We start from the raw sequence: 24108 nt of genomic DNA on the forward strand, positions 1-24108 counted from the left end.
TTCACATCATCGCCATGTTACGTGGGTGGAGAAATCATGCTGAGAGACCTGAGTATCAAGAAAAAACTGTATGCCGGGTTCGGCGCCATCCTGGCGATCCTGCTGGTGCTGCTGGCTTCTGCCTATGTCAATTTCATTCGGCTGTCCGAGGCCAACCGGCTGGACAAGCACACGATGGAAGTGATCCAGACCGCGGACCGCGTGGAAACCACCGCCTTGCAAATCCAGGGGGCTGTTCGCGCCTATATCCTGACCGGCAACGAAGCCTTGCTGGCGTCCATGCCAAGCATGGAACAGGCACTGCATACCCATACTTCCCTGGCCGTCCAACTGACCGCCGACAATCCACTGCAAAACGGCCGCTTCCGCCAGATTGAAACCATGGTGCATGGCTGGTTCAACAGTTTTGTACGCAACCAGATTGCCATGCGCCGCGCACTGGGCAATGCGGCCGATGCGTCCGACCAGGTGGGCCGTTCAGAATTGATGAAAAATGCACTGGCCGCCATCGGCGGCATGGACAAGGCAATACAGCAGGCATCGGAGGAAGAAGAACGGTTGGCGGATATCCGTGCTAAAAATACTGAGCAATTGCGCGACACCATGCTGATGGTGCTGGCCGGCGGCGGCGCCCTGTGTGTCGTACTGGCGGCCACGATCGCTTACCTGCTGGTCAAGGCGCTGACGGAACCGCTGGGCAACCTGCTCCAGGCTGTCGGCCGTATCGCGTCCGGCGACCAGTCGGTGCGCGTCAATGTGATTTCCAGCGATGAGCTGGGCCGGGTCGGCCATGAATTCAACCGCATGGCGCAAGCGATCCAGGACAATTTGCAGCGCGAAATCACTGCCGCCAATGACTTGCGCAGCAAAGTCGATGCGCTGCTCGGCACGGTATCGAAGGCGGCCTCGGGCGACCTGACGGGTAAGGTCGCCGTCACGGGCGACGACGCCATCGGGCGCCTGGGCAACGGCCTGGCCACCATGTTCGACAACTTGCGCGCCCTGATCAACAACGTGCAAAAAGCCGGCATCCAGGTCACCACATCGGCCACGGAAATCGCCGCCTCCGCCAAGCAGCAGGAAGCGACCGGCGTGGAACAGGCACAGACCAGCGTCGAAGTGCTGTCGACCACCAAGGAAATCTCGTCGAACACCCAGCAATTGCTGAAGACCATGGAAGATGCCACCGCCGTGGCCGACTACACCACCAGCGCCACCGCCGAAGCACAGGACAACCTGCAGCGCATGGACCAGACCATGCAGCACATGGTGTCCGCCACGGATTCCATCAACGCCAAGCTGGCCGCCCTGTCCGAGAAGGCCAGCAATATCAACAGCGTGCTGGCCACCATCACCAAGGTGGCCGACCAGACCAACATCCTGTCCTTGAATGCCGCCATCGAGGCGGAAAAAGCCGGCGAAGCGGGCCGCGGCTTTTCCGTGGTGGCGACGGAAATCCGCCGCCTGGCCGACCAGACTTCCGTGTCCACCTGGGACATCGAGCAAATGCTGAAGGAAATGCAATCGGCCGTGTCGGCCAGTGTCATGGGCATGGACAAGTTTTCCGAGGAAATCCGCCGCAGCGTGACGGAAGTGCGGCAAGTGGTGGAACAGTTATCCGGCGTGATGGGCCAGGTGCAAAAGCTGGCGCCGCAATTCGACGCCGTGCTGCAAGGCATGCAGTCGCAAGCCGTGGGCGCCCAGCAAATCTCGGAAACCATGATGCAGTTGAACGACGCGACACAGCAAACCGTGGATTCGCTGAAATCCACCAGCGAAGCGGTACGCCAGCTGCAATTTGCGGCCGGCGATTTGCAATCGAGCGTCACGACCTTCGCGGTGAGCGCATGAAGCTGCTTGTGTTCCATATCGGCCCCGACCGCTACGGATTACCATTGCGGCAAATCCTGCGCGTGCTGCCGCTGATGGAATTGAAGCGCGTACCGCTGGCGCCGCATGCGGTGGCGGGCCTGATGAATTTACATGGACAGCCGGTGCCCGTGATCGACCTGGCGCGCCTGGCGGGCTATGAATCGAGCGCGGAAAATTTCGACACCCGCATCGTACTGGCCGATTACAGCGCGCCCGGTGGGGCAATACACGCGCTGGGCTTGCTGGCGGAACGGGTCCAGGGCGTGCAGGAAATCAGTGACAAGGATTGGACCGATCCCGGCGTGCGCGCCGCGCCTTTCCTGGGCCAGGTCAACGGGCATGCGCAGGCCGGCGGCGGCGCGGGCATGGTTCAGCTGGTGGTGCTGGACAGGCTGCTGCCGGCCGACGTGCGCAATGCGCTGTTTCCCGGAGAGGCGGCATGAGCGTACAGGCCATGATCCGCCATGCGACAGGATTGAACGTCTCGCGCGCACAGGCCGAGCGCGCCATTCGCCAGCGCATGGAGCGCACCGGCGAGGTCAACCGCGAACATTACCTGACTGCGCTGTCGCCCGGTGAACTGGCCGAACTGGTGGAATTGCTGGTGGTCCCGGAATCGTGGATGTTCCGCGATCCGCAAGCATTTGAAGCCGCAGTCGATTACGTGCAGGCGCGGCTGGCCGATGGCCAGCGTACCGTACGCATCCTGTCGGTGCCATGCGCCGGCGGCGAAGAACCCTATTCGATCGCGATGGCGCTGTTCGATACCGGCGTGGCTCCCACCAATTTCGCAATCGATGCGCTTGATCTCAGTTCCGCCTGCGTGGAGCGCGCGCGGGCCGGCGTCTATGGCCGCAATGCGTTCCGCAACAAGGACCTGTCGTTCCGCGACCGCTACTTCGAAGCCCTCGGCAATGACCTCTACCGTGTCGCCGATACCGTCCGGGCGCAGGTGCGCTTCAACCAGGGCAACCTGCTGGCCATGGACACCGCCGCCTTCGCCGGCTATTACGACGTGATTTTCTGCCGCAACCTGCTGATTTATTTCGACAAGCCCACGACAGCCAATGCCATCGCGCGCCTGTCCGCCATGCTGGACGATGACGGCGTGCTGTTTGCCGGCTATGCGGAAGTGCCTACCTTCACCCAGCATGGCTTTACACCGTTGCCGCACCGCTTTGCGTTTGCACTGAAAAAAGACACCGCGCCGGCGCCCCGCTATGCGACGATGCCCCGGCCGGGCGACGCCTTGCCGGCGCGTACGCTGCCGGAACGGCGCGCCGTGCCGCGGCCCGCACACGCCGCCCCGGCCATCCCGCTCCCGGGCCGTCCTGCCGTGGTGCCGCCCCCGCCGCCGGCCCGGAGCGCAAAAGCAGCCGTGCCGCCTGTGCCGCCACCGGCACAGGCGGGGGCCATCTCGAACGCGCGGGCGCTGGCCGACCGTGGCCAGCACCAGCAGGCCGCCGCCGCGTGCCAGTCCGTGCTGGCTGCCGATCCCCAATCGCCGGCCGCCGCCGAAGCGTATTTCATCCTTGGCATGCTGCGCGAGCAGGCGCAGGATGCCAGGGAAGCGGAGCAATTCTGGCGCCGCTGCATCTACTTGCAGCCGGACCACTATGAAGCGTTATGCCACCTGGCGCTGCTGGCCGAACAGCAAGGCGAGCCTGACGCCGCAGCCACGCTGAAAGCGCGGGCGCGCCGTATTTACCAGCGCAACAATGCAACGAAAGCCGATCTATGACGGTGCAAGAAACAATTACCGATTGCTGGAACCGCATCGGTGTTCGGGGCGACCACAGTTGCGAACTGCTGCAGCAGCATATCCACTGCCGCAATTGCGGCGTGTATGCCCATGCTGCGCAACTGAATTTGCAGCGCGCGGTGGGCGATGATTACCAGCGTTCCTGGGCGGAGCATTTCAGCCAGCCGGCCGGCGGCGACGTCCTGCATGACAGTTCCGGCATGGTATTTCGCATCGGCGACGAATGGCTGGCCCTGCCCACTTCGATGTTCGTACTGGTGGCGCCGCAGGCGTTGCCGCACCGCTTGCCGCACCGGAATGCGCGGGGACTGGCGGGCGTCGTCAACGTGGGCGGCAAGCTGTATCCGTGCATTGCACTGGCCGACCTGCTGGGCATTGCCGCCGTACAGACCACGCCGCGCACGGGCCGCCATACGTTCGCCCGCCTGCTGCTGGTGCAATGGGAACAACAGTCGTATGCGCTGCCGGTGTCCGACCTGCACGGGATCGTGCGCTATGCATCGGCCACGGTGCAGGCGCCTGCCGCCACCATCAACAAAGGTTTGCAGCGTTTTCTCACCGGCGTGATCAGCCACGATGGCATGATGATCGGCTGCCTGGATGCGGGCTTGCTGGGCCACCAATTTGCGAGGAGCCTGCGTTGAGCGACGAACGACATGGGGACATGAATGGCGACCTGAGCCAGTTTTCCATGCAGGAGCTGTTCCGCATGGAAGCGGACGCGCAAACCATGATCCTCACAGACGGCTTGCTGGCGGTCGAACGCACGGGCGCCGATGCCTCCGCGGTCGAACCGATGATGCGCGCGGCGCACTCGATCAAGGGCGCGGCGGCCATCGTGGGACTCGATGCCGTGGTGCAGCTGGCGCATGCAATGGAAGACGCCTTCGTCTCCGCCCAGCATGGCAAACTGAAGCTGACGCCGAACCGCGTCGACGTGCTGCTGGCCGGGGTCGACCTGGTGCTGCAAGTGTCGCGCCTCGACGATGCCGGCGTCGCGCCCTGGCTGGCCGCCAACAGCGCGCTGTTCCAGAAGACGCTCGGTGCGATCCAGGGTATCGCGTTCCTGCCGGAGCCGCTGGACTTGCCGCCTGTATTTGCCGCGCCGTCCGGCATCGCTGCGCCGCCTGTCGCTGCCCCTGCACCTGTACCGGCGCCGGCGCCTGCCGAGGTGGCGCCGGAAGCGGCGTCCGGCAACACGGAAGCGCCGGCGCCCACTGCCGACAGCGACGAACCGACGCAGGCGCCGGGCGGCCGCCCTGCCCCGCTGAAATCCGCGCAATCGTTCGACCGCCTGCTGTCGCTGGCCAGCGAAGCGCGTATCCATGCGCACCAGATGCATCCGCTGCTGCACGCCATGCAGCGCTTCAAGCGCAGCCAGTCCAGCCTGTTTTCCGTGATCGAGCAATTGCATGAAGCGATCTCCGTCAGCCAGGATCCGGCGCTGAAGGAAAAATCGCTGATGGCGCTGCAAAAAGCGCAGCCGCTGAAGCAATTCGTGTTGGAACACATTGCCGAATTTGAAAACTGGGAACGCAAGCTGCTCAACGTGTCGCAAAACATGGTCGACGAAGTGCTGGCCATGCGCATGCGCCCGTTCCGCGATGGCGTCATGCACTTTCCCCGCATGGTGCGCGACCTGGCGCGCAGCCTGAGCAAGGATGTGCAGTTGCGCATCGTGGGGGAAGATACGCTGGTCGACCGCGACATCCTGGCCCGCATCGAAAGTCCGCTGAACCATATCCTGCGCAATGCCGTCGACCATGGCATGGAAGCGCCGATCGACCGCGCCGCCGCCGGCAAACCGCCGTGCGGCACCGTGGTGATGGAGGCGCGCCACCGTGCCGGCATGCTGTCGATTGAAATCAGCGACGATGGGCGGGGCGTCGACCTGGAAAAAATCCGCCGCACCGTGGTGGAACGCAAATTGGCCAGCCAGGCAATGGCCCAGGCGATGTCGCCGGCGGAATTGATGGAGTTCCTATTCCTGCCCGCCTTCAGCCTGAAGGAAAACACCACAGAAATTTCCGGCCGTGGCGTCGGTCTCGACATCGTGCACGATACGATCCGCGACCAGAATGGCACGGTACGCATCGAGTCCGAGCTGGGCAAAGGCTTTACCACTCACATCACATTGCCGCTGACGCAATCGATCGTGCGCGCGCTGGTGGTCGACATCAAGGGCGAAGCCTATGCCATCCCCATCGTCAAGGTCGAACGCGTCATCAAGGTGCCGCAGGGCGCCATCCATACGCTGGAAAATAAACAGTTCTTCGATCACGGCGGCGAACACCTGGGGCTGGTGTCGGCGTCGCAAGTGCTGGAACTGGGGGACAGCAGCGCCGCCGAAGAGGAGTTGCCGGTGGTGGTGATCGGCACGGGTGCGCGCCGCTTTGCCATGGTGGTCGACGCGATCCGGGGCGAAGAGAGCCTGGCGGTGCAGGCGATCGACCCGATTTTCGGCAAGATGCGCGACATCTCCGCCGCCGCCCTGCTCGACAACGGCGAACCGGTGCTGATCCTCGACGTGCCGGATTTGCTGCTGTCGATCGACAAGCTGCTGCACGAAGGCGCCCTGCACCAGCTGGCGCGCGCGGGCCACGCGGAGCGGCGCCGCATGAAACGCATCCTGGTGGTGGACGACTCGTTGACGGTGCGTGAAATGGAGCGCAAGCTGCTGACAGGGCGCGGCTTTGAAGTCGACATCGCCATCGACGGCATCGATGGCTGGAACGTGGTGCGCAGCGGCGAATACGACCTCGTTATCACGGACGTCGACATGCCGCGCATGGACGGCATCGAACTGGTATCGCTGATCAAGAAAGACATCCACTTGCACAAGGTGCCCGTGATGATCGTGTCGTACAAGGACCGGCCGGAAGACCGCGCGCGCGGCATGACGGCCGGCGCCGACTATTACCTGACCAAGGGCAGTTTCCATGACGAGACCCTGCTCGACGCCGTTGCGGACTTGATCGGAGAGGCCCACAAATGAAGATCGGAATCGCCAACGATGTCGCCATGGCCGCCGAAGCGCTGCGTCGCGTGGTGGCCAGCACGGCCGAACACCAGGTGGTGTGGATCGCCCGCACCGGCGTGGAAGCGGTGCGCCTGTGCGCGGAAAACCGTCCCGACCTGGTGTTGATGGATTTGAACATGCCGGAGCTCGACGGCGTGGAAGCCACGCGCCGCATCATGGAACAGAGCCCGTGCGCGATCCTGGTGGTCACGGGACGGCCGCAGGACAGCGTCAACCAGGTGTTCCGTGCACTGGGCGCCGGGGCGCTGGACGTCACCGCCACGCCGATGTTGCAGGGCAAGGCGGATGGCGCCACGGAATTGCTGGCCAAGATCCGCACCATGGACAAGCTGATTCGCCACAGCGGCGGCAATCAATCCATGCAGCCGCGCAGCCCCACTGCCGCGCCGGAACCGCGCGATCCGGGCATCACGCGGCTGGTGGCGATCGGCGCCTCGACCGGCGGCCCGGTGGCCGTGTCGAAAATCCTGGCGGGATGGGCGCCGCCGCCCGGCTGCGCCATCGTGGTCGTGCAGCATATCGATGAAAACTTTGCCGACCATTTCGCCCGCTGGCTGGGCGAGCAGCTGACCATCCCGGTACGCGTGATCGACGACGGCGACGGCCTGTGTCATGGCGTGGTGCTGGTGGCCAAGAGCAACGACCACCTGGTACTGGATAAAGACTATCGCTTGGGTTACGATGCAGCACCAAGGGATTACGCCTATCGTCCATCCGTCGACGTGTTTTTCCGGTGTGTGGCGCGCCATTTTCGCGGGGATGCCGTAGGGGTTTTACTTACCGGCATGGGCCGCGATGGTGCGGAAGGGTTGCTGGCGATGCGCCAGGCAGGTCATACCACCATCGCGCAAGACCAGGCCACCAGCGCGGTATATGGGATGCCGCGCGCCGCCGTCGAACTGGATGCCGCGCAGATGGTTCTGCCGCTGGACAAGATTGGGCCGATGTTACGCAGTACGACCGGCAGCCGCAGCTAACGGGTATCCGATACCTGCTCAAGAGCGTCCGGCGCATAACCAAAGAGAATTACATGTCTGACATTACGTTGCCCGGCAACGCGCCGCAGCCGCTGCCTCCGCCACAGTTGCAGCCGGATCCGGATCCCGGCCTGACTGTTTTCAAAGTCCGCGTCCTGCTGGTGGACGACCAGCTGATTATTGTCGAAGCCGTGCGCCGCATGCTGAGCGAACAGGCGGACATCGAATTCCACTACGTGACCGATTCCAGCCTGGCGGCCCAGGCGGCGGCCCAGTTGCATCCGACCGTCATCCTGCAAGACCTGGTGATGCCGAACATCGATGGTTTTGGCCTGATCAAGCAATACCGTGACGATGAAATGTTGCGCCATGTGCCAGTGATCGTGCTGTCGGCCAAGGAAGATCCGAAACTCAAGGCGCACAGCTTTGCCGTGGGCGCCAACGATTACATCGTCAAGCTGCCCGACAAGCTGGAATTGCTGGCGCGCGTGCGCTACCACTCGAATGCGCACATCAGCCGCCTGCAGCGCGACCAGGCGTTCCGCTTCCTGCGCGAAAGCCAGAAGCAGCTGGCGGACGCCAATATTGAATTGCAAAAACTTGCCGCGCTCGACGGCTTGACGGGGATCGCCAACCGCCGCCGTTTCGACGATTCCATGCGGGTGGAATGGCAACGCGGGCAACGCGACCGCCAGCCGCTGTCGCTCCTGATGTGCGACATCGACTTCTTCAAGCAATACAACGACGCGTATGGCCACCTCAGCGGCGACCTGTGCCTGAAAAAAGCCGCGGCCGTGCTGACCGAGCACTTGAAACGCCCCGCCGACCTGGCAGCCCGCTATGGCGGTGAAGAATTTGCGATCGTGCTGCCGGATACGCCGCTGGAGGGCGCCCGGATCGTGGCGCAGGAATGCGTGCGCCACCTGGAACAGCTGCGCATCGCGCACAGCGGCTCGCCGCATGGCGTGGTGACGATGTCGGTCGGCGTGGCCAGCGTGGTGCCGACGCCGGAATCGAGTGTGGAAGACCTGGTGGCCAGCGCAGACAGCGCGCTGTACGCGGCCAAGCGCGGCGGCCGTAATCAGGTGGCGGCAGCAGGAGAAGCAACAGCCTGACCCCATGCCGGGCAACCGCCGTCCAGAAAAACGCGCCCAAAAATCCGTAGGGCGGTTTTGCGCAAGCAAAGCCGCCAAGCCCCCGCCAACGTCAAACAAACACCGGCTCAGGCTCCAGCAACACGCCATAACGCGCCTGCACATCCGCCTGGATCGCCCGCGCCAGCGCCTGCACTTCCGCCCCCGTGGCGCCGCCCCGGTTGACCAGCACCAGCGCCTGCTTTTCATACACGCCGGCATTGCCCAGCGCGCGCCCTTTCCACCCGCACTGGTCGATCAGCCATCCGGCCGCCAGCTTTTCCGTGCCATCGGCCTGCCGGTGATGCACCAGCGCCGGGAATTGCGTCAGCAGGCGCTCGCAGGCATCGGCTGTCACCACCGGATTCTTGAAGAAACTGCCCGCATTGCCGATGTCGGCCGGATCCGGCAACTTGCGGCGGCGCACGGCAATCACGGTATCGGCCACGTCGCGCGCCGTCGGCGCCGTCAGCCCCTGCGCCGCAACCGCCTGCGCCAGTTCCGCATAGCGCAAATTCGGCGTCCAGGCCTTGGGCAGTGCAAACGTCACATCGACAATGATCAGTTGTTTACCTGCTTGCTGCTTGAAAATGCTGTCGCGATAGGCGAAACGGCACGCTTCGCGGTCCATCGTGACGAATTGCCCTGTGGCGGGGTCGAATGCCGTCAGGCTGTGGAAATAATCCTTGGTTTCCGCGCCATAGGCGCCGATATTCTGGATCGGCGCGGCGCCCACGGTGCCGGGGATCAGCGACAGGTTTTCCAGGCCAGGCATGCCCTGTTCGATCGTCCACTGGACGAAGCCATGCCAGTTTTCGCCGGCGGCGGCGCGCACGTGGTGATGGGTGTCCGTCCCTGCCAGCACATCCTTGCCTTGCAGCGCAATGTGCAGCACCAGGCCGTTGAAATCCCCCGTCAGCAGCAAATTGCTGCCGCCGCCCAGCACCAGGCGCGGCATGGCGGCCAGTTCCGGATCGGCCAGCGCCGCCTGCAATTGCGCGCCGGACTCCACCCGCAAATACGCGGAAGCATGGGCGGCAATGCCGAAAGTATTGAGTGACGTAAGGGGAAAAGCGTGAACGATGGGGAGATTTTCTTGCATGGCTGACCGAGTAATTTGGTCAATTATAGTGCCATCCCAACAAAAACGACCGAGCGTTCGGGCCGTTGTCCGTTAAAATGGCACATCTTTGCGGCTGCCCTCTTGCCGCAGCATTAATATTAAAGGATTTATCATGCCGTCGTTTGATGTTGTCTCCGAAGCCGACATGATCGAAGTGCGTAATGCCGTCGATCAGTCCAACAAGGAAATCTCTACCCGTTTTGACTTCAAAGGCAGCGATGCCCGCGTCGAACAAAAGGAAAACGATTTGACCGCGTTTGCCGATTCCGACTTCCAGCTGAGCCAGGTACGCGACGTCCTGACCAACAAGCTGGCCAAGCGCAAGGTCGATGTGCGCTTCCTGGATGAAGGCAAGGTCGAGAAAATCGGCGGCGACAAGGTCAAGCAAGTCATCAAGGTCAAGAACGGCCTGGACACCGACACGGCGAAAAAGATCACCAAGGTCATCAAGGAAAGCAAGATGAAGGTGCAAGCCAGCATCCAGGGCGAAACCGTGCGCGTTTCCGGCGCCAAGCGCGACGACCTGCAAGCGGCGATGCAATTGCTGCGCAAGGATGTACCGGACACCCCGCTGGAATTCAATAATTTCCGCGACTAACCTTTCCACCTCCATGCACCGTTAAGCAGGGCCAAATGCGGCCCTGCTGCTTCACGTAGTTTAAGGACAGTAATGAAACGAGTTGACGACTTCCGCCTGCGTTTTGGCGACAAGGAATATGTGCCCATCATGATCGGCGGCATGGGCGTGGATATCTCCACGGCCGGACTGGCGCTGGAAGCTGCCCGCCTGGGCGGCATCGGGCATATCTCGGACGCCATGGTGGAAGACGTGTCGGACCGCCGCTTCGACACCACCTTCGTCAAGGATAAGACCAAGCTGTACAAGCACAACATCCTGAACATGGACAAGTCCAGCGTGCAGTTCGACCTGGAACGCCTGGCTGAAGCGCAGCGCCTGCACATCGGCCGCACCATGGAAGCGAAAAAAGGTCCCGGCCTGATCTTCGTGAACTGCATGGAAAAGCTGACCATGAACGGCCCGAAAGAAACCCTGCGCACGCGCCTGAACGCGGCGCTGGACGCGGGCATCGACGGCATCACGCTGTCGGCCGGCCTGCACTTCGGCTCGTTCGCGCTGATGGCGGACCACCCGCGCTTCCGCGAAGCCAAACTGGGCATCATCGTGTCGTCCGTGCGCGCGCTGCAAATCTTCCTGCGCAAAAATGCCAAACTGGACCGCCTGCCGGACTACGTGATCGTCGAAGGCCCGCTGGCCGGCGGCCACCTGGGCTTCGGCCTGGATGACTGGAAAGAATTCGACTTGCACGTGATCACGCAGGAAGTCCTCGACTACCTGAAAAAAGAAGGGCTGAGCATTCCCGTGATCGCCGCGGGCGGCGTCTTCACGGGCAGCGACGCCGTATCGTTCCTGGAAATGGGCGCGGCCGGCGTGCAGGTGGCCACCCGCTTCACCGTCACCAAGGAATGCGGCTTGCCGGACAAGGTCAAGCAGGAATATTTCAAGGCCAGCGAAGAAGACATCATCGTCAACGGCGTGTCGCCGACCGGTTACCCGATGCGCATGCTGAAGAACACCCCCGCCATTGGCGCCGGCATCCGCCCGGGCTGCGAATCGTATGGCTACCTGCTCGATGCGTCCGGCAACTGCGCGTACATCAATTCGTACAACCGCGAAGTGCTGGCCAATAACGGCAGCGACAAGGGCATTTCCGTGATGGACAAGACCTGTCTGTGCACGCACATGCGCAATTTCAATTGCTGGACGTGCGGCCACTACACCTACCGCCTCAAGGATACGTCGCACAAGCTGCCAAACGGCGACTACCAGTTGCTGAGCGCGGAGCACGTGTTCAAGGACTACCAGTTCAGCACGGACAATACTATTGCCTTGCCTGAGAAAGAACTCTAATTCGTTTGCGGTTGAACGTGAAATGAATTAATGCGGCACGCAACAAAAAAGGCGCTTCGGTTGAAGCGCCTTTTTTATTGGGATGCGGGAGGGATCAGCCTTCGCTGGTAATGCGCTGGATCAGCGCGCCCAGCACGTCTTCCGCCATTTCATTATCGACCTGGCACGTACCCGCATTTTCATGGCCGCCGCCGCCATATTCCAGCATCAGCGCGCCGATGTTGGTTTTCGACGTGCGGTTCAGGATGGATTTGCCGGTGGCGAACACGGTGTTCTGGTTTTTCAGGCCCCACAGCACGTGGATGGAAATGTTCGTATCCGGGAACAGCGCATAAATGATGAAACGGTTACCGGCGAAAATCGTTTCCTCGTTGCGCAAATCCAGCACCACCAGGTTTTTATGCACGGTGGCGCAGCGCAGGATCTGTTCCTTGCATTTTTCGCTGTGGTCGAAATACAGGTCCTTGCGCTCTTTCACGTCCGGCAAGTCCATGATTTCCGCGATGGTGTGATTACGGCAGTAATCGATCAAGTCCATCATCAGGTTGTAGTTCGAGATGCGGAAGTCGCGGAAGCGGCCCAGGCCGGTACGGGCATCCATCAGGAAGTTCAGCAAATCCCAGCCTTGCGGATTCAGCACTTCTTCGCGGTTGAAGCGGGCCGAGTCGCCTTTGTCGACCGCCGCCATCATGTCGTCCCACGATGCCGGGAACGCGGCGCGGCCGCCGTAATAGTCGTACACCACGCGCGCCGCCGATGGGGCGCTCGGATGAATGATGTGGTTGTTGCGCTCACCCGTATTGCGGATGGTTTCCGACAGGTGGTGGTCGAATGCCAGGTGTACGCCTGCGGCATACGGCAGGTTGGTCGTGATGTCCCGGTCGCTGACGGCGATTTTGCCATCCTGCATATCCTTCGGGTGCACGAACAGGATATCGTCGATCATGTCCAGGTGCTTCAAGAGCACCGCGCAGACCAGTCCATCGAAGTCGCTGCGGGTAACCAGGCGATATTTATTTGCTGACATGGAAAACACCTTTTAGTTGAGAAGTAGCTAACATCCCGCATCTCATAATGAAGATGCAATAATGAATAATACAACTCAACTCCCTGGCTTGCCCAGTGTCAGCAACATCAATTTGCAATGCGTTGCAGTGCCGCCGCCTCGCGTGCATGGGCTGTCCGCAGCCACGCACGGTGCGCGGCCAGCAGCGCCAGCAACATGGCGGCGGCGATCCACATCGACCACAGCGTGTGGCTGAGGAAATGCGCCCCCCGCAATTGTTGCATCCAGCCTACGAGGCCGCCAAACAGCAGCGCCCAGCCCGCCACCGTGGCGGCCTTGCGCGCATCGTGCGGCAGCCAGAAGACAGCCAGGCCCACCAGCCATAAGGCGCTGGACGCGTGGCCGCCCGGCAGGCAATGGCCCGCTTCGACCCAGCGCGGAATATGTTCCAGCAAACGGTAATACGGCTGGTAGCCGCCATAGCGTTCCAGGTCCCACGGGCAGTGCGAATGGCTGGCGCGCTTCAGCAGCGAAACCACCAGCGGAATCAGCGCCGTGCACAGCGCCAGCAGCCTGACCCGCAGGCGCCACCACGGCGTCAGCGCGCGGCCGCGCCGCAGTGCATCCCACACCACCGCAGCGATGGGCAGTGCGCCCAGCCCCGTCAACAGCACCTTCAACGTGCCGTGGCCGAAATGCTCCGTCAGCCACGCGTGCTGCCAGGGGAATTCATGCGTGTGGAAATCGAACATGGCATCGGCCATCCACACATCCAGCCCGCTGTTCCCTTCGACCAGGATCAGCAATGCAGCCACGACCAGCGCGCCCGCCCACAGGCGCAGCGAGCGGCCGGACAGCAGCGGTTCAGCCATGGGTGCAGGCATTGAAGATATCCAGCGCGGGGTTGTAGACGGCGGTGCTGATATCCAGCATGCCCAGCACCGAGTGGAACACGTTATCGTGCGAGAACGGCTGGCCCGCGCGCGCCGTCACGCAGCTGCGGTTGATCTTGAAGCGGTCAGCATAATGGTCGGACATCCACAGCATGAATGGCACGCGGCGCTGTTCCGGCGGCGAAATGATGTAAGGCGCGCCATGCAGGTACATATTCTTTTCGCCCAGCGATTCGCCGTGGTCGGAGAAATACATCAGTGCCGTATCGACACCCGCCTCGGCGCTGGCATGCGCCAGCAAGCCGATGGCCTTATCCAGCACATAGTCCGTGTACAGGATGGTGTTGTCGTAGGCTGCCGTGATTTGTTCGCGGCTGCATTTTTCCAGGTCGTTGGTCTCGCACACCGGGCCGAATTTGGCGAACGCGGCCGGGTAGCGCTTCCAGTAGGCGGGACCATGGCTGCCCTTCTGATGCAGCACGATCACCAGGTCGTTTTTCGCGTTGCGTATCCGTTCCGGCAACGTCTGCAGCAGCTTTTCATCGAAGCATTCCTCGGTATTGCACAGCGGGTCGCCCGCCACCGGCTGCGAAATATCTTCATAGCCGACCCGCGCGCACACCCCCTTGCAGCCGGAATTATTGTCGATCCACACCACGTCCAGACCGGCATGCTTCAGTACGTCCAGCACGCCTTCCTGGCTTTGCGCCTTGCCGTCCGAATAATTTTCCCGACCCAGCGCGGAAAACACGCAGGGCACGGACACCGCCGTGGCGGTACCGCACGACGACACGTTGCTGAAATTGATCAGGCCCGCGCGCTGCGCCAGTTGCGGATTGGTGGTGCGCGGGTACTGGTTCAGCGAAAAATTCATGGCGCGCGCGGTTTCGCCCACCACCAGCACCGTGACGGTGCGGCGCTGCTGGCCTGCCCACGTCACGCCCCGCGCCGCGTCCCGGCCCAGTGGCGCCACCACGGTGGGGCGCGCCAGCTTTTGTTTGACGAAGCCGTTGACCGCCTGGATGTAATTGGTGGGCGTCAGCAGGAATCGCAATTCGCGGTGTTCGCGCAAGGTCGGCGCATAGCTTTTAAAGAACAGCATGAGGATACCGGCCGCCAGCGCCAGCGAACCCGCGACCATGCCCGCGTTGATCAGCAGACGGCGGCCCTTGCTGCTGTGATAAGTCAACTCTAGGCGCGACACCAGCAGCGCCGGCAAGATGCCGAGCAGGACGATGGTAGCGATCATTTTTGCACTCAGCAGTTCGGCCGCCTCGCGCGTATCCGTTTCCACCACGTTTTGCACCATGGCCTTGTCGATCTGTACGCCGTACTGGTTCATGAAATACGCGGCAGCAGACGTCACCACCAGCAACAGCATCACGACCGGCTTGATGACAGGCTTGAAATTGATGAGACTGAGACAGGCGTTGAATACCAGTACCAGCAGCGCGAACGTGGCAACCAGCAATGGCAAGTTACCGAAACTGAAACCACCCGTCGCCATCAGGAAGCGTTGCCAGAATGCCTGGTTATATGCCAGCACGAGGAAGGACGATGCGACAACGGAAAACAGGGGGGCGCTGATACGGGGTGAAAATCTCACAAGCTATCCTATGCAGACGTGCGCCGCCATTGGCGCGAGTGTGCAAGATAGCGGACGAGCGCGCAAATCCCCGTCAGCGTTGCGTTAAGGAATCGTTAAATTGTGGAAATCGAGGGTAAAAATACTGCCGCCACCGGGGCGGTCTTTCAGTTCCAGCGTGGCGCCGACATAGGAACAAATCCGTCGCACCAACGCCAGCCCGAGACCGGTGCCGGCCGAGGCGCCCGATGGCGGCGCGGCGGCCTGTCCCGCCAGCGCCGCCCGCACGGCTGGCGGCAAGCCGGGCCCGCTGTCCTCGACGATGACGCGGCGGCCATCGAGCCGTACCATGATCTCGCCCTGCTCCGTGTATTGGCAGGCATTGCGCACCAGGTTGCCGACCGCCGCTGCACAGAGTTCGCGCGGCGCACGGACACCGAATGGCGCACCGCCTTCATAGGACAGCCGAACCGGCCGGTTCGCCAGCAGTGGGCGGTAAGCATCCACTTCACGTTGCGCCACACTGGCCATGTCGACCTCATCCATGTGCGTCAGGTCCGGTGCACGAGCCAGCAACAGCAACACATGGACGCAGCCCGCAGCGTCCTGCGCCGCACGGTAGATGCGTTCCGCCGCTGTCTGGGTTGCCGGGTTGCTGCTGTTCGCCATCAACACTTCCGCCGCGCCCATGATCACCGTCAGCGGGCTGCGTAATTCATGGCTGACATCCCCCGTGAAAAATCGTTCCCGTTCCAGCACTGCGCGCAATTCATCCGTATGGGCCGCAAACGCGCGGGCCAGGCAGCCCAGTTCATCGTCGCGCTGCTGCAGCGGCAATTCCCTGGCGCCGCCGGCCACGGCTGCCGCCAGTTCCTCCACTGGCGTCACCAGCCGGCGCGCCACATAACCGCCGAGGAACCAAGAGAACGCCAGGAAACCGATGAAACTGGCGGCGAACATCGAATACACCACCAGCTCGACTTTTTCATAATCGCTGGTATGGTCGACCACCACGTAATCGCCATGGGTATCGCTGCCGGCAAGGATGTGCAGCCCCACGCCATCCACGTGCTTTTCCTGCAAGCCGCCGGGCAGTCCGCGCAGGGAACGGGGAATATCGGCGCCACGGTGAAAACTCAGCCCCGCCGGCATTTCCACCGGCAAGCCGGCAATGCTGCGCGGCGCGGCCCACACTTCCACGTCGCGCAAGCGGTTGTTGACCAGGTGTTCCTCGATGCCTTCCACGGCCAGTGCCGCGATAAAGGTAAAGAACAGGACAAAGCCCAGCGCGTACAGCGTGTAGCCGATGGCCACGCGGCGCTTCAGGCTTTCCATCGCGCGCCTCATGGCGCGGCGGCCTCATCGCCCGGCGCCAGCAACTTGTAACCAATCCCCGGGACGGTGCGCAGCATGGCGAACGGGAACGGTTTGTCCAGCGTCTGCCGCAGCGCGTGCAAATGGGTGCGCAGCGCATCGCTGTCGGGACGGTCTTCCCCCCACACTTCATGTTCCAGCGTATCGCGCGATACCAGCCGGGGTGCTTCCCGCATCAGGCAGCGCAGCAGCACGTAGCCGGTACGGGTCAGCGCCAGCGGCTTGCCGGCCCGCGTGGCGGTATAGGTGCTGGTGTCGAATACCAGGTCGCCCACGCGCAGCACGGTTGCGCCCTGCCCCATGCCGCGGGCGCGGCGCACCAGCGCCTTCAGGCGCATTTCCAGCTCCAGCAGTGAAAAGGGTTTGACCAGGTAATCGTCGGCGCCGGCATCGAAACCGGCTGCCTTGTCGGACAGCGTATCGCGCGCCGTCAGCATGATCACGGGCGTCGACACGTGCAATTCATTGCGCAGCTTCTGGCACAGTTCCACGCCGTTCAGGCCGGGCAGCATGACATCGAGCACCACCGCATCGTATTGATGCTGGGTGGCCAGTCCCAGTCCCGCATAACCGTTCGGGGCCGAGTCGAGCACATACCCCCGGGGCTCAAAGAATTCGTACAGGTTGGCAACGATATCCGGGTTGTCTTCAATGATCAGGAGGCGCATGGGCGTATTCTAGCGGGTCGCAGCTTTGTAATGAAACTACAACCAACTAACAATATTCATTGACATCAACCTCATAAGAACATTACATTTTCTTGCCACACCAATATAAAACAGTAGTCAAAATACGGGGGACATCATGAAATTACGCCAATTCGCGCTGGCGGCGGCAGCCGCCTGCGTGCTGGGCGCGGCCGCGCCCGCACCGGCCACCGCCGCCATCAACGCCAGCCAGTTGGGCGCCGCCTACGACGCCACGCAATCGAACATCACCTTCCGCCTGTATTCCAGCCGGGCCACCCGTATCGAGCTGTACCTGTACAGCTCCGCTTCCGGCACCCAGGAAAAAGCCCGCGTGGTGCTCACCAGGGGCGCCAACGATGTCTGGAGCGCCAGCGTACCGGTCTCATCCCTGGCCGGCTATGGCATCACCGGTACGGTCTATTATGGCTACCGCGCGTGGGGGCCGAACTGGCCCTACCAGGCCAGTTGGGCCAAGGGATCGTCCACCGGGTTTATCAGTGATGTCGACGCAGCCGGCAACCGCTTCAACCCGAACAAGCTGCTGAGCGACCCGTATGCGCGCGAGCTCAGTCACGACCCGGTCACGCCGGCCATGCAGGACGGCACCATTTACGCCAGCGGCCCGCTGTACCGCAACATCGACAATGGCGCGCAGGCGCCCAAAGGCATGGTGCTGGCGGCGGACACGCAATCGATCGGGACCAGGCCGACGCGGGCGTTCAAGGATGACGTCGTCTATGAAACCCATGTGCGCGGCCTGACGATGAACGACCCGTTGCTGCCTGCCGGCTATCGCGGCACCTACAAGGGCGCCGGCATGAAAGCGGTGTGGCTGGCTTCGCTGGGCGTGACGGCGGTGGAATTCCTGCCGGTGCAGGAAACCCAGAACGACACCAACGATGTCGATCCCACCTCCACCACGGGTGATAACTACTGGGGCTACATGACCCTCAATTACTTTGCGCCCGACCGCCGCTACGCTTACGACAAGTCGCCGGGCGGTCCGACCCGCGAATTCAAGGCCATGGTGAAGGCATTCCACGACGCCGGCATCAAGGTGCTGATCGATGTGGTCTACAACCATACGGGCGAAGGCGGCGCATGGTCGGCGCAGGATACGTCCACCTACAACGTGATGAGCATGCGCGGCCTGGACAACCCGGCCTATTACTCGCTGACCAGCGACATGCAATCGTCGTGGGACAACACCGGCGTGGGCGGCAACTACAATACGCACAACCCGGTTGCACAAAACCTGATCGTCGATTCGCTGGCGTACTGGCGCGACACGCTGGGGGTGGATGGCTACCGCTTCGACCTGGCCTCGGTGCTGGGCAATACCTGCGAACATGGCTGCTACAACTTCGACAAGATGGACAGCACGAATGCGCTCAACCGCATCGTGCAGGAATTGCCGCCCCGTCCCGCCACCGGCGGCGCCGGGGTCGACCTGATTGCCGAACCCTGGGCCATTGGCGGCAACTCTTACCAGGTGGGCGGCTTCCCGGCCGGCTGGGCCGAATGGAACGGCGCCTACCGCGACACGGTGCGCAAAAGCCAGAACAAGCTGGGCCTGGAAGACGTCAGCACCGGCGCCATGGCGACCCGCTTCGCCGGTTCATCCGACCTGTATGCCGACGACGGCCGCAAACCCTGGCATTCGGTGAATTTCCTGACCGCGCATGATGGGTTCACGCTGAAAGACCTGTACAGCTGCAACGGCAAGAACAATAGCCAGGCCTGGCCGTACGGCGCCAGCGACGGCGGCGAAGACAATAACAACAGCTGGGACCAGGGCAGTATCGCGGCCGACCAGCGCAAGGCGGCCCGCAATGGCATGGCGCTGATGATGGTGTCGGCAGGCGTGCCGATGATGGTGGGTGGCGACGAGTCGCTGCGCTCGCTTAACTGCAACAACAACCCCTATAACCTCGATTCCAACGCCAACTGGCAAAGCTGGAGCTGGACTACGGATCAAAGCAACTTCCAGTCGTTTGCACGCGGCATGATCGCCTTCCGCAAGGCCCATCCGGCACTGCGTCCGGCCAACCATTATTCGTCGGTCGACAATAACGGCAACGTCATGGAACAGCTGCGCTGGTTCAAGCCGAATGGACAGGTGGCCGATGCCTCGTATTTCAACGATGCCGCCAACCATGCGATCGCCTGGCGCATCGATGGCTCGGAATTCGGCGATACCGCATCGGCCATTTACACGGCCTATAACGCGTGGAGCGGCACCGTCAATTTCGTGCTGCCATGGCCGGGCAACGGCAAGATCTGGTACCGCGTCACCGACACCTGCAACTGGGCGGAAGGCGGCAACCAGGTGCGTGCGCCAGGCAGTGAAGACGTGATCGGCGGTGAAAACACGTCGTACGGCCTGTGCGGAAGGGGCACGCTGGTGCTGATCGCCAAGTGACCGGCGCTATCAAAGCCTGAGGCGGGCCGCGGTCAGGCCGCGAAGGTCAGGCGCGGCCAGCTCAGCAGATAGGCCATCCCCGCGCCGGGAAGCAGGGCCATGTGCAACATGACCGTCCATGCGGCATCCGCCGTCACATGGAGCACCGCCATGCCCTGCAAGCCGAAATACGCGAACCCGCACAACAGGATTTCCATCGGACGGGAACTGCGCGCCAGCGCGGCCAGCGCCATGCTCCAGCTGGCCAGCGATCCACCCGCCACCAGCACGGCCAGGGCGGCCAGCGGCGCATGCGCGCCATACTGCACCATGGCCGGCAAGGTCCACAGCCATCCCAGTATCAGCAGCATGGTCCAGCGGGCAAAGAAAATCCGGCGCGCGCCCTGCGATGCTGAAAACATGATGGCGTCCGCGCCATGCCGCACTTCGCGCAGCGGCGCCTTGCCATAGACCGGCGCCAGCAACAGCCACGCGCCGATCACGCCATAGGGCGCCCACGGGCCGGCGGGCGAACATTGGAACACCCACGCCGCCACCGATCCCAGCCACCACATGGGCGGCCTGGCCTGCAACGCCAGCTGCAATTCCGCCGCCAGCATGGCGCCGCCGTGCGTGCGGCGCAGCGGCTGCAGCACGATTGCCAGCCAGCGGTCCGCACGCCGCACGCCATGGCCGCGCTGCGCCATCCGCCGGCCGCCGGCGGCAATGCGGTCCAGCAGTGGCGCCGCCAGCAACACTACCCCGACCGAAATGGCCAGCCACAATACTCTGCCCCATACCTGCGCCGGCGCCATGCTCCAACCCGGCCAGTCGAACAGCATGGCGTCGCGCCGGGGGAAGCCGCAGCCGATGCACGCTTGCAGCGGCCCAGGCAGCACGCCATCCAGGTTGACCCGCAGCGCTTCGTGGAACAGCGTGATGCCGCGCGGGTCGCTGAACCAGTGATGGCTGCCGGAGAATGCCGCTGCCGCCGCAATCGACGCGGCCGAGATGAAGATATACAGGAGGTTGCCGGCATTGCCCCGCAGGCGCGGGATCAGGTCGAACCAGATCGCGAACATGGCGGTGATACCCAGCGACGGCACGGCGAACAGCAGCACGGGCGCCAGCATCTGGCCCATGACAACATGGCTGTCTTCGCCGCGCCAGATTTGCGCCGCCAGCCCCACCAGCACTTGCGGCGCCAGCACCATGGCCAGCACCACCATGTGGCTGCACCACTTGGACAGCAGGTAGGCGGCGCGGCTCAGCGGCGTCGCTTCCAGCAATTCCCACACGCGCGTGTCGAAATCGCGCCGCACGGTCCCCCGCAACAGCTGGAAGCCGGCCAGCGACGTCCAGATCGACAGCATGGCCAGCACCATGCCGATCCACGCGCTGGAATAGGCGCCACGGTGATTGCCGTTGACGCCGACGATGATGTATTTCGCCGTGGCGGGCGGGAAGCACAGCCACGTCAGGCCGATCGACAATGCCAGCACGACCCAGAAAACCTGGCTGCGCAGCCGCTGGCGCAAGTCCGCCACCAGCAGCGCGCCGAAGCGGTGCAGCGATTCGGTCATGGCCGCCCTCCTTCATGGCGCGACAGCAGGTACAGGTAGGCGTCTTCCAGACCCGGCGTGGCGGCGTGCGCGTCGCCGCATGGCGCCTGGTCCGCTACGATGCGCACCCGCACGCCGTGCGGCTGGCGCAACGATGCGCTGACGTGGAATGCGGCCCGCAACGCAGGCAATTCGGTGGCAGGCACCGTCCACTCCCACACTTTGCCGTGCGCCATATGCAGCAAGGCTTCCGGCATGCCGTTAAAGCACAGGCGGCCTTTCACCATGACTGCCAGCGTGGTGGCGGAGGCTTCGATGTCCGGCACGATGTGGGTCGACAGGATCACCAACCGCCGGCCCGCCAAATCCGTCAACAGGTTACGGAAGCGCAACCGCTCCTCCGGGTCCAGGCCGACCGTCGGTTCGTCGACGATCAGCAAGGCCGGGTCGTTCAGCAACGCCTGGGCAATGCCGACGCGCTGGCGCATGCCGCCCGAATAAGAACCGATCTGGCGGTTGGCCGCGTCCTGCAAGCCCACCAGTTCCAGGCAATCATCGACACGGCGGCCCAGCCCCGTTTGCGGCAAGCTTTTCACGGCGCCCATGTAACGCAGGAATTCGCGCGCCGTCAGCGAGGGATAGGCGCCGAAATCCTGCGGCAGGTAGCCCAGCGTGCGGCGCAGCGGATCGGGATGGCGGGCAATGTCTTCACCATTCCACAGGATGGCGCCCGACGTTGGCTTTGCCAGGGTCGCCAGCATGCGCATCAGTGTCGACTTGCCGGCACCGTTCGGCCCCAGCAAGCCAAGGATGCCGGGCGCCAGGTTCAGCGTGACGCCGCTGACGGCGCGCTGTCCATTGCCATAGGTATAACCGACGTCCTGCAATTGCAGCAGCGGCGACACCGCTTCATAGGGAAGAACGGTTTCCTGCGCGGCCTGCCACCGTTCCATCGTTGCGTGATTCATAGCGTCTGTCCTCGTTTAATGCCATGACGGCATTAAACGCGAGCGGCGCTTTGCAAGTAACTGTCAACCTTTACAGGAGGCGCAGCATGGCGGCTTTGACAGCGGCCGCCGTCTTGTTGGCGGCGCCCAGTTTTTCCACCGCGTTATTGAGGTGAAAGTTCACGGTGCGCTCGGAAATCGCCGTGATTTGCGCGATTTCGCCGGATGTTTTCCCGTCGGCTGTCCAGCGCAGCATTTCCGCTTCGCGCGCTGTCAGTTCAACCGGATTGACGCTGTAGGGACGGGGACGGCTGGCAGCGATGCGCGCCATGGCGGTATGCGTGGCATGCGTCAGCCATGACAGTTGCAGCGTCTTGGCGCGCAACTCCTGTTCCGTCAGCGCTTCGCCGCCGCGGGCCAGGGTCATCATGCCGACATTGCCTTGCGCATCGTAGGACGATTGCGCCCAGCCTACTTGCAGGCCGTGGCTGCGCGCCTCTTCCCAGAAGGGGCGCGCCTGTTCGAACAGGGGTTCCGACCAGATCAGCGGCATGGTGGAACGCAAGGCGTGGGCTACGGTGGGGTCGACGGCCATGTAATGCTGTTCCGCATAGCGTTGCTGCCAGGCGGACGGATAGGTGCTGCCCATGATGACGCGGGGATTGGACAGGGGCAGCGGCGAGCGCATGCCATAGGCGCAGTAGTCGAATCCCAATGCCCGGGCGGCTTGGTCCAGCACCGCCAGCATGGCGGTCTCGCCGTCGGCGGCATCGAGCGCCGCAGTGATGTCGTGTATGTCCAATCCGGGATCTGTCGTGCGGTGGTGAAGCTGTCAACTGTCAACATTGACAGGTGGAGCGACAGTAGCAGTCCGGATCAATAATGTCAAAAATTCAAGTAGGCGATGTTGCAATGGCGCTGCATGCGCGGCGCATGATGATGGCGGCACGGGGGATGCCGTCCGGCGCGGCAAAATACGCGGGCACTTCGCCGATTTCCGTGAAGCCGGCGCTGCGATAGATGTGGCGGGCGCCGTGCCATTCCGGGTGCACGATGAGTATCGCGCTGCGCAACTGGTGATGGCGTTCGCGCATCGCGGCCAGCGCGCCGTTGAACAGGCGCCGGCCCCAGCCCGTGCCGCGCAGCACGGGATCGACCACCATCGACGACACGTAGATTTCTTCGCCATCCGCGCGGTGCGTATCCTGCGCACGATGGTCGCGTGCAAAACGCGCCAGCGGCGCCGGCTCTTCAAAGCGCCAGAATTCAGCGCACAGGTAACCGAATACACGCTCGCCATCGGCTAATACCCAGCAGCCATCGCCGCCTGCGGCCAACCGTTCGGCAAAGGTGGCTTCCGTTTCCTGGATGGCGGGGGCAAAGCCGGCGCGCTCGAGACGCATGATGTCAGCCAGGTCGCTGGCGACGGCCTGGCGCAATTGCAGATGTTCCATGAAGAGTCCCAATGCAAAAAACCCCGCCAAGAGCTAACTCAGCGGGGTTTTTCTATATAACTAGCCTGACGATAACCTACTTTCACACTGGTTGCAGCACTATCATCGGCGCAGAGTCGTTTCACGGTCCTGTTCGGGATGGGAAGGGGTGGGACCGACTTGCTATGGTCATCAGGCTTTGACTTGTCGCGTCACTGGCTATGGCCAGCAACTGCAATCCGGAAGAAGTAAATTTGGGTAACTCATCATCGAGTAAATGCGTATAACCGGCAAGGTTATAGGGACAAGCCGTACGGGCAATTAGTACTGGTTAGCTTAATGCATTACTGCACTTCCACACCCAGCCTATCAACGTCCTGG

General features: G+C 62.8%; 20 protein-coding genes and 2 rRNA genes. 10 read left to right on the forward strand and 12 right to left on the reverse strand.

Features of this window, described 5'->3' with window-relative positions; all coding sequences use genetic code 11:
- Window positions 1-36 precede the first annotated feature (36 nt).
- From GJ700_RS12120 to GJ700_RS12150, 7 genes are read left to right on the forward strand one after another with little or no spacing between them, the layout of a single operon-like run.
- Window positions 37-1851 carry a methyl-accepting chemotaxis protein gene (locus tag GJ700_RS12120; protein ID WP_154374010.1) on the forward strand — a complete coding sequence of 605 codons (1815 nt, stop codon included), beginning with the start codon at window positions 37-39 and terminating at the stop codon, window positions 1849-1851.
- Window positions 1848-2315, forward strand: coding sequence for a chemotaxis protein CheW (locus tag GJ700_RS12125; RefSeq protein ID WP_154374012.1), 468 nt, complete (start codon window positions 1848-1850; stop codon window positions 2313-2315). Before GJ700_RS12120 ends, GJ700_RS12125 begins: the two co-directional genes overlap by 4 nt.
- Window positions 2312-3613 carry a CheR family methyltransferase gene (locus GJ700_RS12130; RefSeq protein ID WP_154374014.1) on the forward strand — a complete coding sequence of 434 codons (1302 nt, stop codon included), beginning with the start codon at window positions 2312-2314 and terminating at the stop codon, window positions 3611-3613. The genes GJ700_RS12125 and GJ700_RS12130 overlap by 4 nt, the downstream gene beginning before the upstream one ends.
- Entirely contained in the window at window positions 3610-4278 is a 669-nt protein-coding gene (locus tag GJ700_RS12135) for a chemotaxis protein CheW (protein WP_154374016.1), read from the forward strand. The genes GJ700_RS12130 and GJ700_RS12135 overlap by 4 nt, the downstream gene beginning before the upstream one ends.
- 20 nt (window positions 4279-4298) lie before the next feature.
- Entirely contained in the window at window positions 4299-6629 is a 2331-nt protein-coding gene (locus GJ700_RS12140; RefSeq protein ID WP_154374102.1) for a hybrid sensor histidine kinase/response regulator, read from the forward strand.
- A complete protein-coding gene (gene cheB, locus GJ700_RS12145) occupies window positions 6626-7651 on the forward strand; it encodes a chemotaxis-specific protein-glutamate methyltransferase CheB (protein ID WP_154374018.1) in 1026 nt (341 codons plus the stop codon). The genes GJ700_RS12140 and cheB overlap by 4 nt, the downstream gene beginning before the upstream one ends.
- A 53-nt stretch (window positions 7652-7704) precedes the next feature.
- Complete coding sequence (locus tag GJ700_RS12150) at window positions 7705-8766, forward strand: diguanylate cyclase (protein ID WP_154374020.1); 1062 nt, start codon at window positions 7705-7707, stop codon at window positions 8764-8766.
- A gap of 91 nt (window positions 8767-8857) precedes the next feature.
- Here the strand turns inward: GJ700_RS12150 and murB are convergent, their stop codons facing one another.
- A complete protein-coding gene (gene murB, locus GJ700_RS12155; RefSeq protein ID WP_154374022.1) occupies window positions 8858-9886 on the reverse strand; it encodes a UDP-N-acetylmuramate dehydrogenase in 1029 nt (342 codons plus the stop codon).
- Window positions 9887-10019: 133 nt separating this feature from the next.
- On the opposite strand from murB, the gene GJ700_RS12160 reads away from it, so the two are divergent.
- Entirely contained in the window at window positions 10020-10505 is a 486-nt protein-coding gene (locus GJ700_RS12160) for a YajQ family cyclic di-GMP-binding protein (RefSeq protein WP_154374025.1), read from the forward strand.
- 72 nt (window positions 10506-10577) lie between these two features.
- The gene (locus GJ700_RS12165; protein WP_154374027.1) at window positions 10578-11837 is read left to right on the forward strand and encodes a nitronate monooxygenase; all 1260 of its coding nucleotides are present in this window, start codon (window positions 10578-10580) and stop codon (window positions 11835-11837) included.
- A gap of 94 nt (window positions 11838-11931) precedes the next feature.
- On the opposite strand, the gene GJ700_RS12170 is transcribed toward GJ700_RS12165, so the two are convergent.
- The 5 genes from GJ700_RS12170 to GJ700_RS12190 all read right to left on the reverse strand — a co-directional run bounded on the left by GJ700_RS12170 (window position 11932) and on the right by GJ700_RS12190 (window position 17363).
- Window positions 11932-12864: an exopolyphosphatase gene (locus GJ700_RS12170; RefSeq protein WP_154374029.1), complete on the reverse strand. Its 933-nt coding sequence runs from the start codon at window positions 12862-12864 to the stop codon at window positions 11932-11934.
- 107 nt (window positions 12865-12971) lie between these two features.
- Window positions 12972-13727 (reverse strand): phosphatase PAP2 family protein, encoded by a 756-nt coding sequence (locus GJ700_RS12175; protein ID WP_154374031.1) that lies wholly within the window; start codon window positions 13725-13727, stop codon window positions 12972-12974.
- Complete coding sequence (locus GJ700_RS12180) at window positions 13708-15342, reverse strand: phosphoethanolamine transferase (protein ID WP_371867926.1); 1635 nt, start codon at window positions 15340-15342, stop codon at window positions 13708-13710. The genes GJ700_RS12175 and GJ700_RS12180 overlap by 20 nt, the downstream gene beginning before the upstream one ends.
- Window positions 15343-15426: 84 nt before the next feature.
- Window positions 15427-16656 (reverse strand): sensor histidine kinase, encoded by a 1230-nt coding sequence (locus GJ700_RS12185; RefSeq protein ID WP_229506941.1) that lies wholly within the window; start codon window positions 16654-16656, stop codon window positions 15427-15429.
- An 8-nt stretch (window positions 16657-16664) separates the two neighbouring features.
- Window positions 16665-17363, reverse strand: a complete 699-nt coding sequence (locus GJ700_RS12190) for a response regulator transcription factor (protein WP_154374036.1) — start codon at window positions 17361-17363, stop codon at window positions 16665-16667.
- A 136-nt stretch (window positions 17364-17499) separates the two neighbouring features.
- Here GJ700_RS12190 and GJ700_RS12195 point away from each other — a divergent pair, with 136 nt between their 5' ends.
- Window positions 17500-19806 carry a glycogen debranching protein gene (locus tag GJ700_RS12195; protein ID WP_154374038.1) on the forward strand — a complete coding sequence of 769 codons (2307 nt, stop codon included), beginning with the start codon at window positions 17500-17502 and terminating at the stop codon, window positions 19804-19806.
- A gap of 32 nt (window positions 19807-19838) precedes the next feature.
- On the opposite strand, the gene GJ700_RS12200 is transcribed toward GJ700_RS12195, so the two are convergent.
- The 6 genes from GJ700_RS12200 to GJ700_RS12225 form a co-directional block, all read right to left on the reverse strand.
- Window positions 19839-21368, reverse strand: a complete 1530-nt coding sequence (locus tag GJ700_RS12200) for an ABC transporter permease (RefSeq protein WP_154374041.1) — start codon at window positions 21366-21368, stop codon at window positions 19839-19841.
- Entirely contained in the window at window positions 21365-22315 is a 951-nt protein-coding gene (locus tag GJ700_RS12205; protein ID WP_229506942.1) for an ABC transporter ATP-binding protein, read from the reverse strand. The genes GJ700_RS12200 and GJ700_RS12205 overlap by 4 nt, the downstream gene beginning before the upstream one ends.
- Before the next feature lie 70 nt (window positions 22316-22385).
- On the reverse strand, window positions 22386-23096 hold the full coding sequence (locus tag GJ700_RS12210; protein WP_229506943.1) for an autoinducer binding domain-containing protein: 711 nt from the start codon (window positions 23094-23096) through the stop codon (window positions 22386-22388).
- Between the two features lie 91 nt (window positions 23097-23187).
- A complete protein-coding gene (locus GJ700_RS12215) occupies window positions 23188-23748 on the reverse strand; it encodes a GNAT family N-acetyltransferase (RefSeq protein WP_154374043.1) in 561 nt (186 codons plus the stop codon).
- A 63-nt stretch (window positions 23749-23811) separates the two neighbouring features.
- A 5S ribosomal RNA gene (gene rrf / locus GJ700_RS12220) occupies window positions 23812-23924 on the reverse strand.
- A gap of 103 nt (window positions 23925-24027) precedes the next feature.
- Window positions 24028-24108, reverse strand: a 23S ribosomal RNA gene (locus GJ700_RS12225); the annotation flags it as partial.

The organism is Pseudoduganella rivuli (assembly GCF_009674485.1).
In the GTDB taxonomy this organism is placed as follows: Bacteria; Pseudomonadota; Gammaproteobacteria; order Burkholderiales; family Burkholderiaceae_D; genus Rugamonas; species Rugamonas rivuli_B.

Excerpts from the sequence above, each read along its gene's own strand:
- GJ700_RS12120 (WP_154374010.1), top strand. The coding sequence starts at position 37 with ATGCTGAGAGACCTGAGTATCAAGAAAAAACTGTATGCCGGGTTCGGC.
- GJ700_RS12125 (WP_154374012.1), top strand. The coding sequence starts at position 1,848 with ATGAAGCTGCTTGTGTTCCATATCGGCCCCGACCGCTACGGATTACCA.
- GJ700_RS12130 (WP_154374014.1), top strand. The coding sequence starts at position 2,312 with ATGAGCGTACAGGCCATGATCCGCCATGCGACAGGATTGAACGTCTCG.
- GJ700_RS12135 (WP_154374016.1), top strand. The coding sequence starts at position 3,610 with ATGACGGTGCAAGAAACAATTACCGATTGCTGGAACCGCATCGGTGTT.
- GJ700_RS12140 (WP_154374102.1), top strand. The coding sequence starts at position 4,299 with ATGAATGGCGACCTGAGCCAGTTTTCCATGCAGGAGCTGTTCCGCATG.
- cheB (WP_154374018.1), top strand. The coding sequence starts at position 6,626 with ATGAAGATCGGAATCGCCAACGATGTCGCCATGGCCGCCGAAGCGCTG.
- GJ700_RS12150 (WP_154374020.1), top strand. The coding sequence starts at position 7,705 with ATGTCTGACATTACGTTGCCCGGCAACGCGCCGCAGCCGCTGCCTCCG.
- murB (WP_154374022.1), bottom strand. The coding sequence starts at position 9,886 with ATGCAAGAAAATCTCCCCATCGTTCACGCTTTTCCCCTTACGTCACTC.
- GJ700_RS12160 (WP_154374025.1), top strand. The coding sequence starts at position 10,020 with ATGCCGTCGTTTGATGTTGTCTCCGAAGCCGACATGATCGAAGTGCGT.
- GJ700_RS12165 (WP_154374027.1), top strand. The coding sequence starts at position 10,578 with ATGAAACGAGTTGACGACTTCCGCCTGCGTTTTGGCGACAAGGAATAT.
- GJ700_RS12170 (WP_154374029.1), bottom strand. The coding sequence starts at position 12,864 with ATGTCAGCAAATAAATATCGCCTGGTTACCCGCAGCGACTTCGATGGA.
- GJ700_RS12175 (WP_154374031.1), bottom strand. The coding sequence starts at position 13,727 with ATGCCTGCACCCATGGCTGAACCGCTGCTGTCCGGCCGCTCGCTGCGC.
- GJ700_RS12185 (WP_229506941.1), bottom strand. The coding sequence starts at position 16,656 with ATGGAAAGCCTGAAGCGCCGCGTGGCCATCGGCTACACGCTGTACGCG.
- GJ700_RS12190 (WP_154374036.1), bottom strand. The coding sequence starts at position 17,363 with ATGCGCCTCCTGATCATTGAAGACAACCCGGATATCGTTGCCAACCTG.
- GJ700_RS12195 (WP_154374038.1), top strand. The coding sequence starts at position 17,500 with ATGAAATTACGCCAATTCGCGCTGGCGGCGGCAGCCGCCTGCGTGCTG.
- GJ700_RS12200 (WP_154374041.1), bottom strand. The coding sequence starts at position 21,368 with ATGACCGAATCGCTGCACCGCTTCGGCGCGCTGCTGGTGGCGGACTTG.
- GJ700_RS12205 (WP_229506942.1), bottom strand. The coding sequence starts at position 22,315 with ATGAATCACGCAACGATGGAACGGTGGCAGGCCGCGCAGGAAACCGTT.
- GJ700_RS12215 (WP_154374043.1), bottom strand. The coding sequence starts at position 23,748 with ATGGAACATCTGCAATTGCGCCAGGCCGTCGCCAGCGACCTGGCTGAC.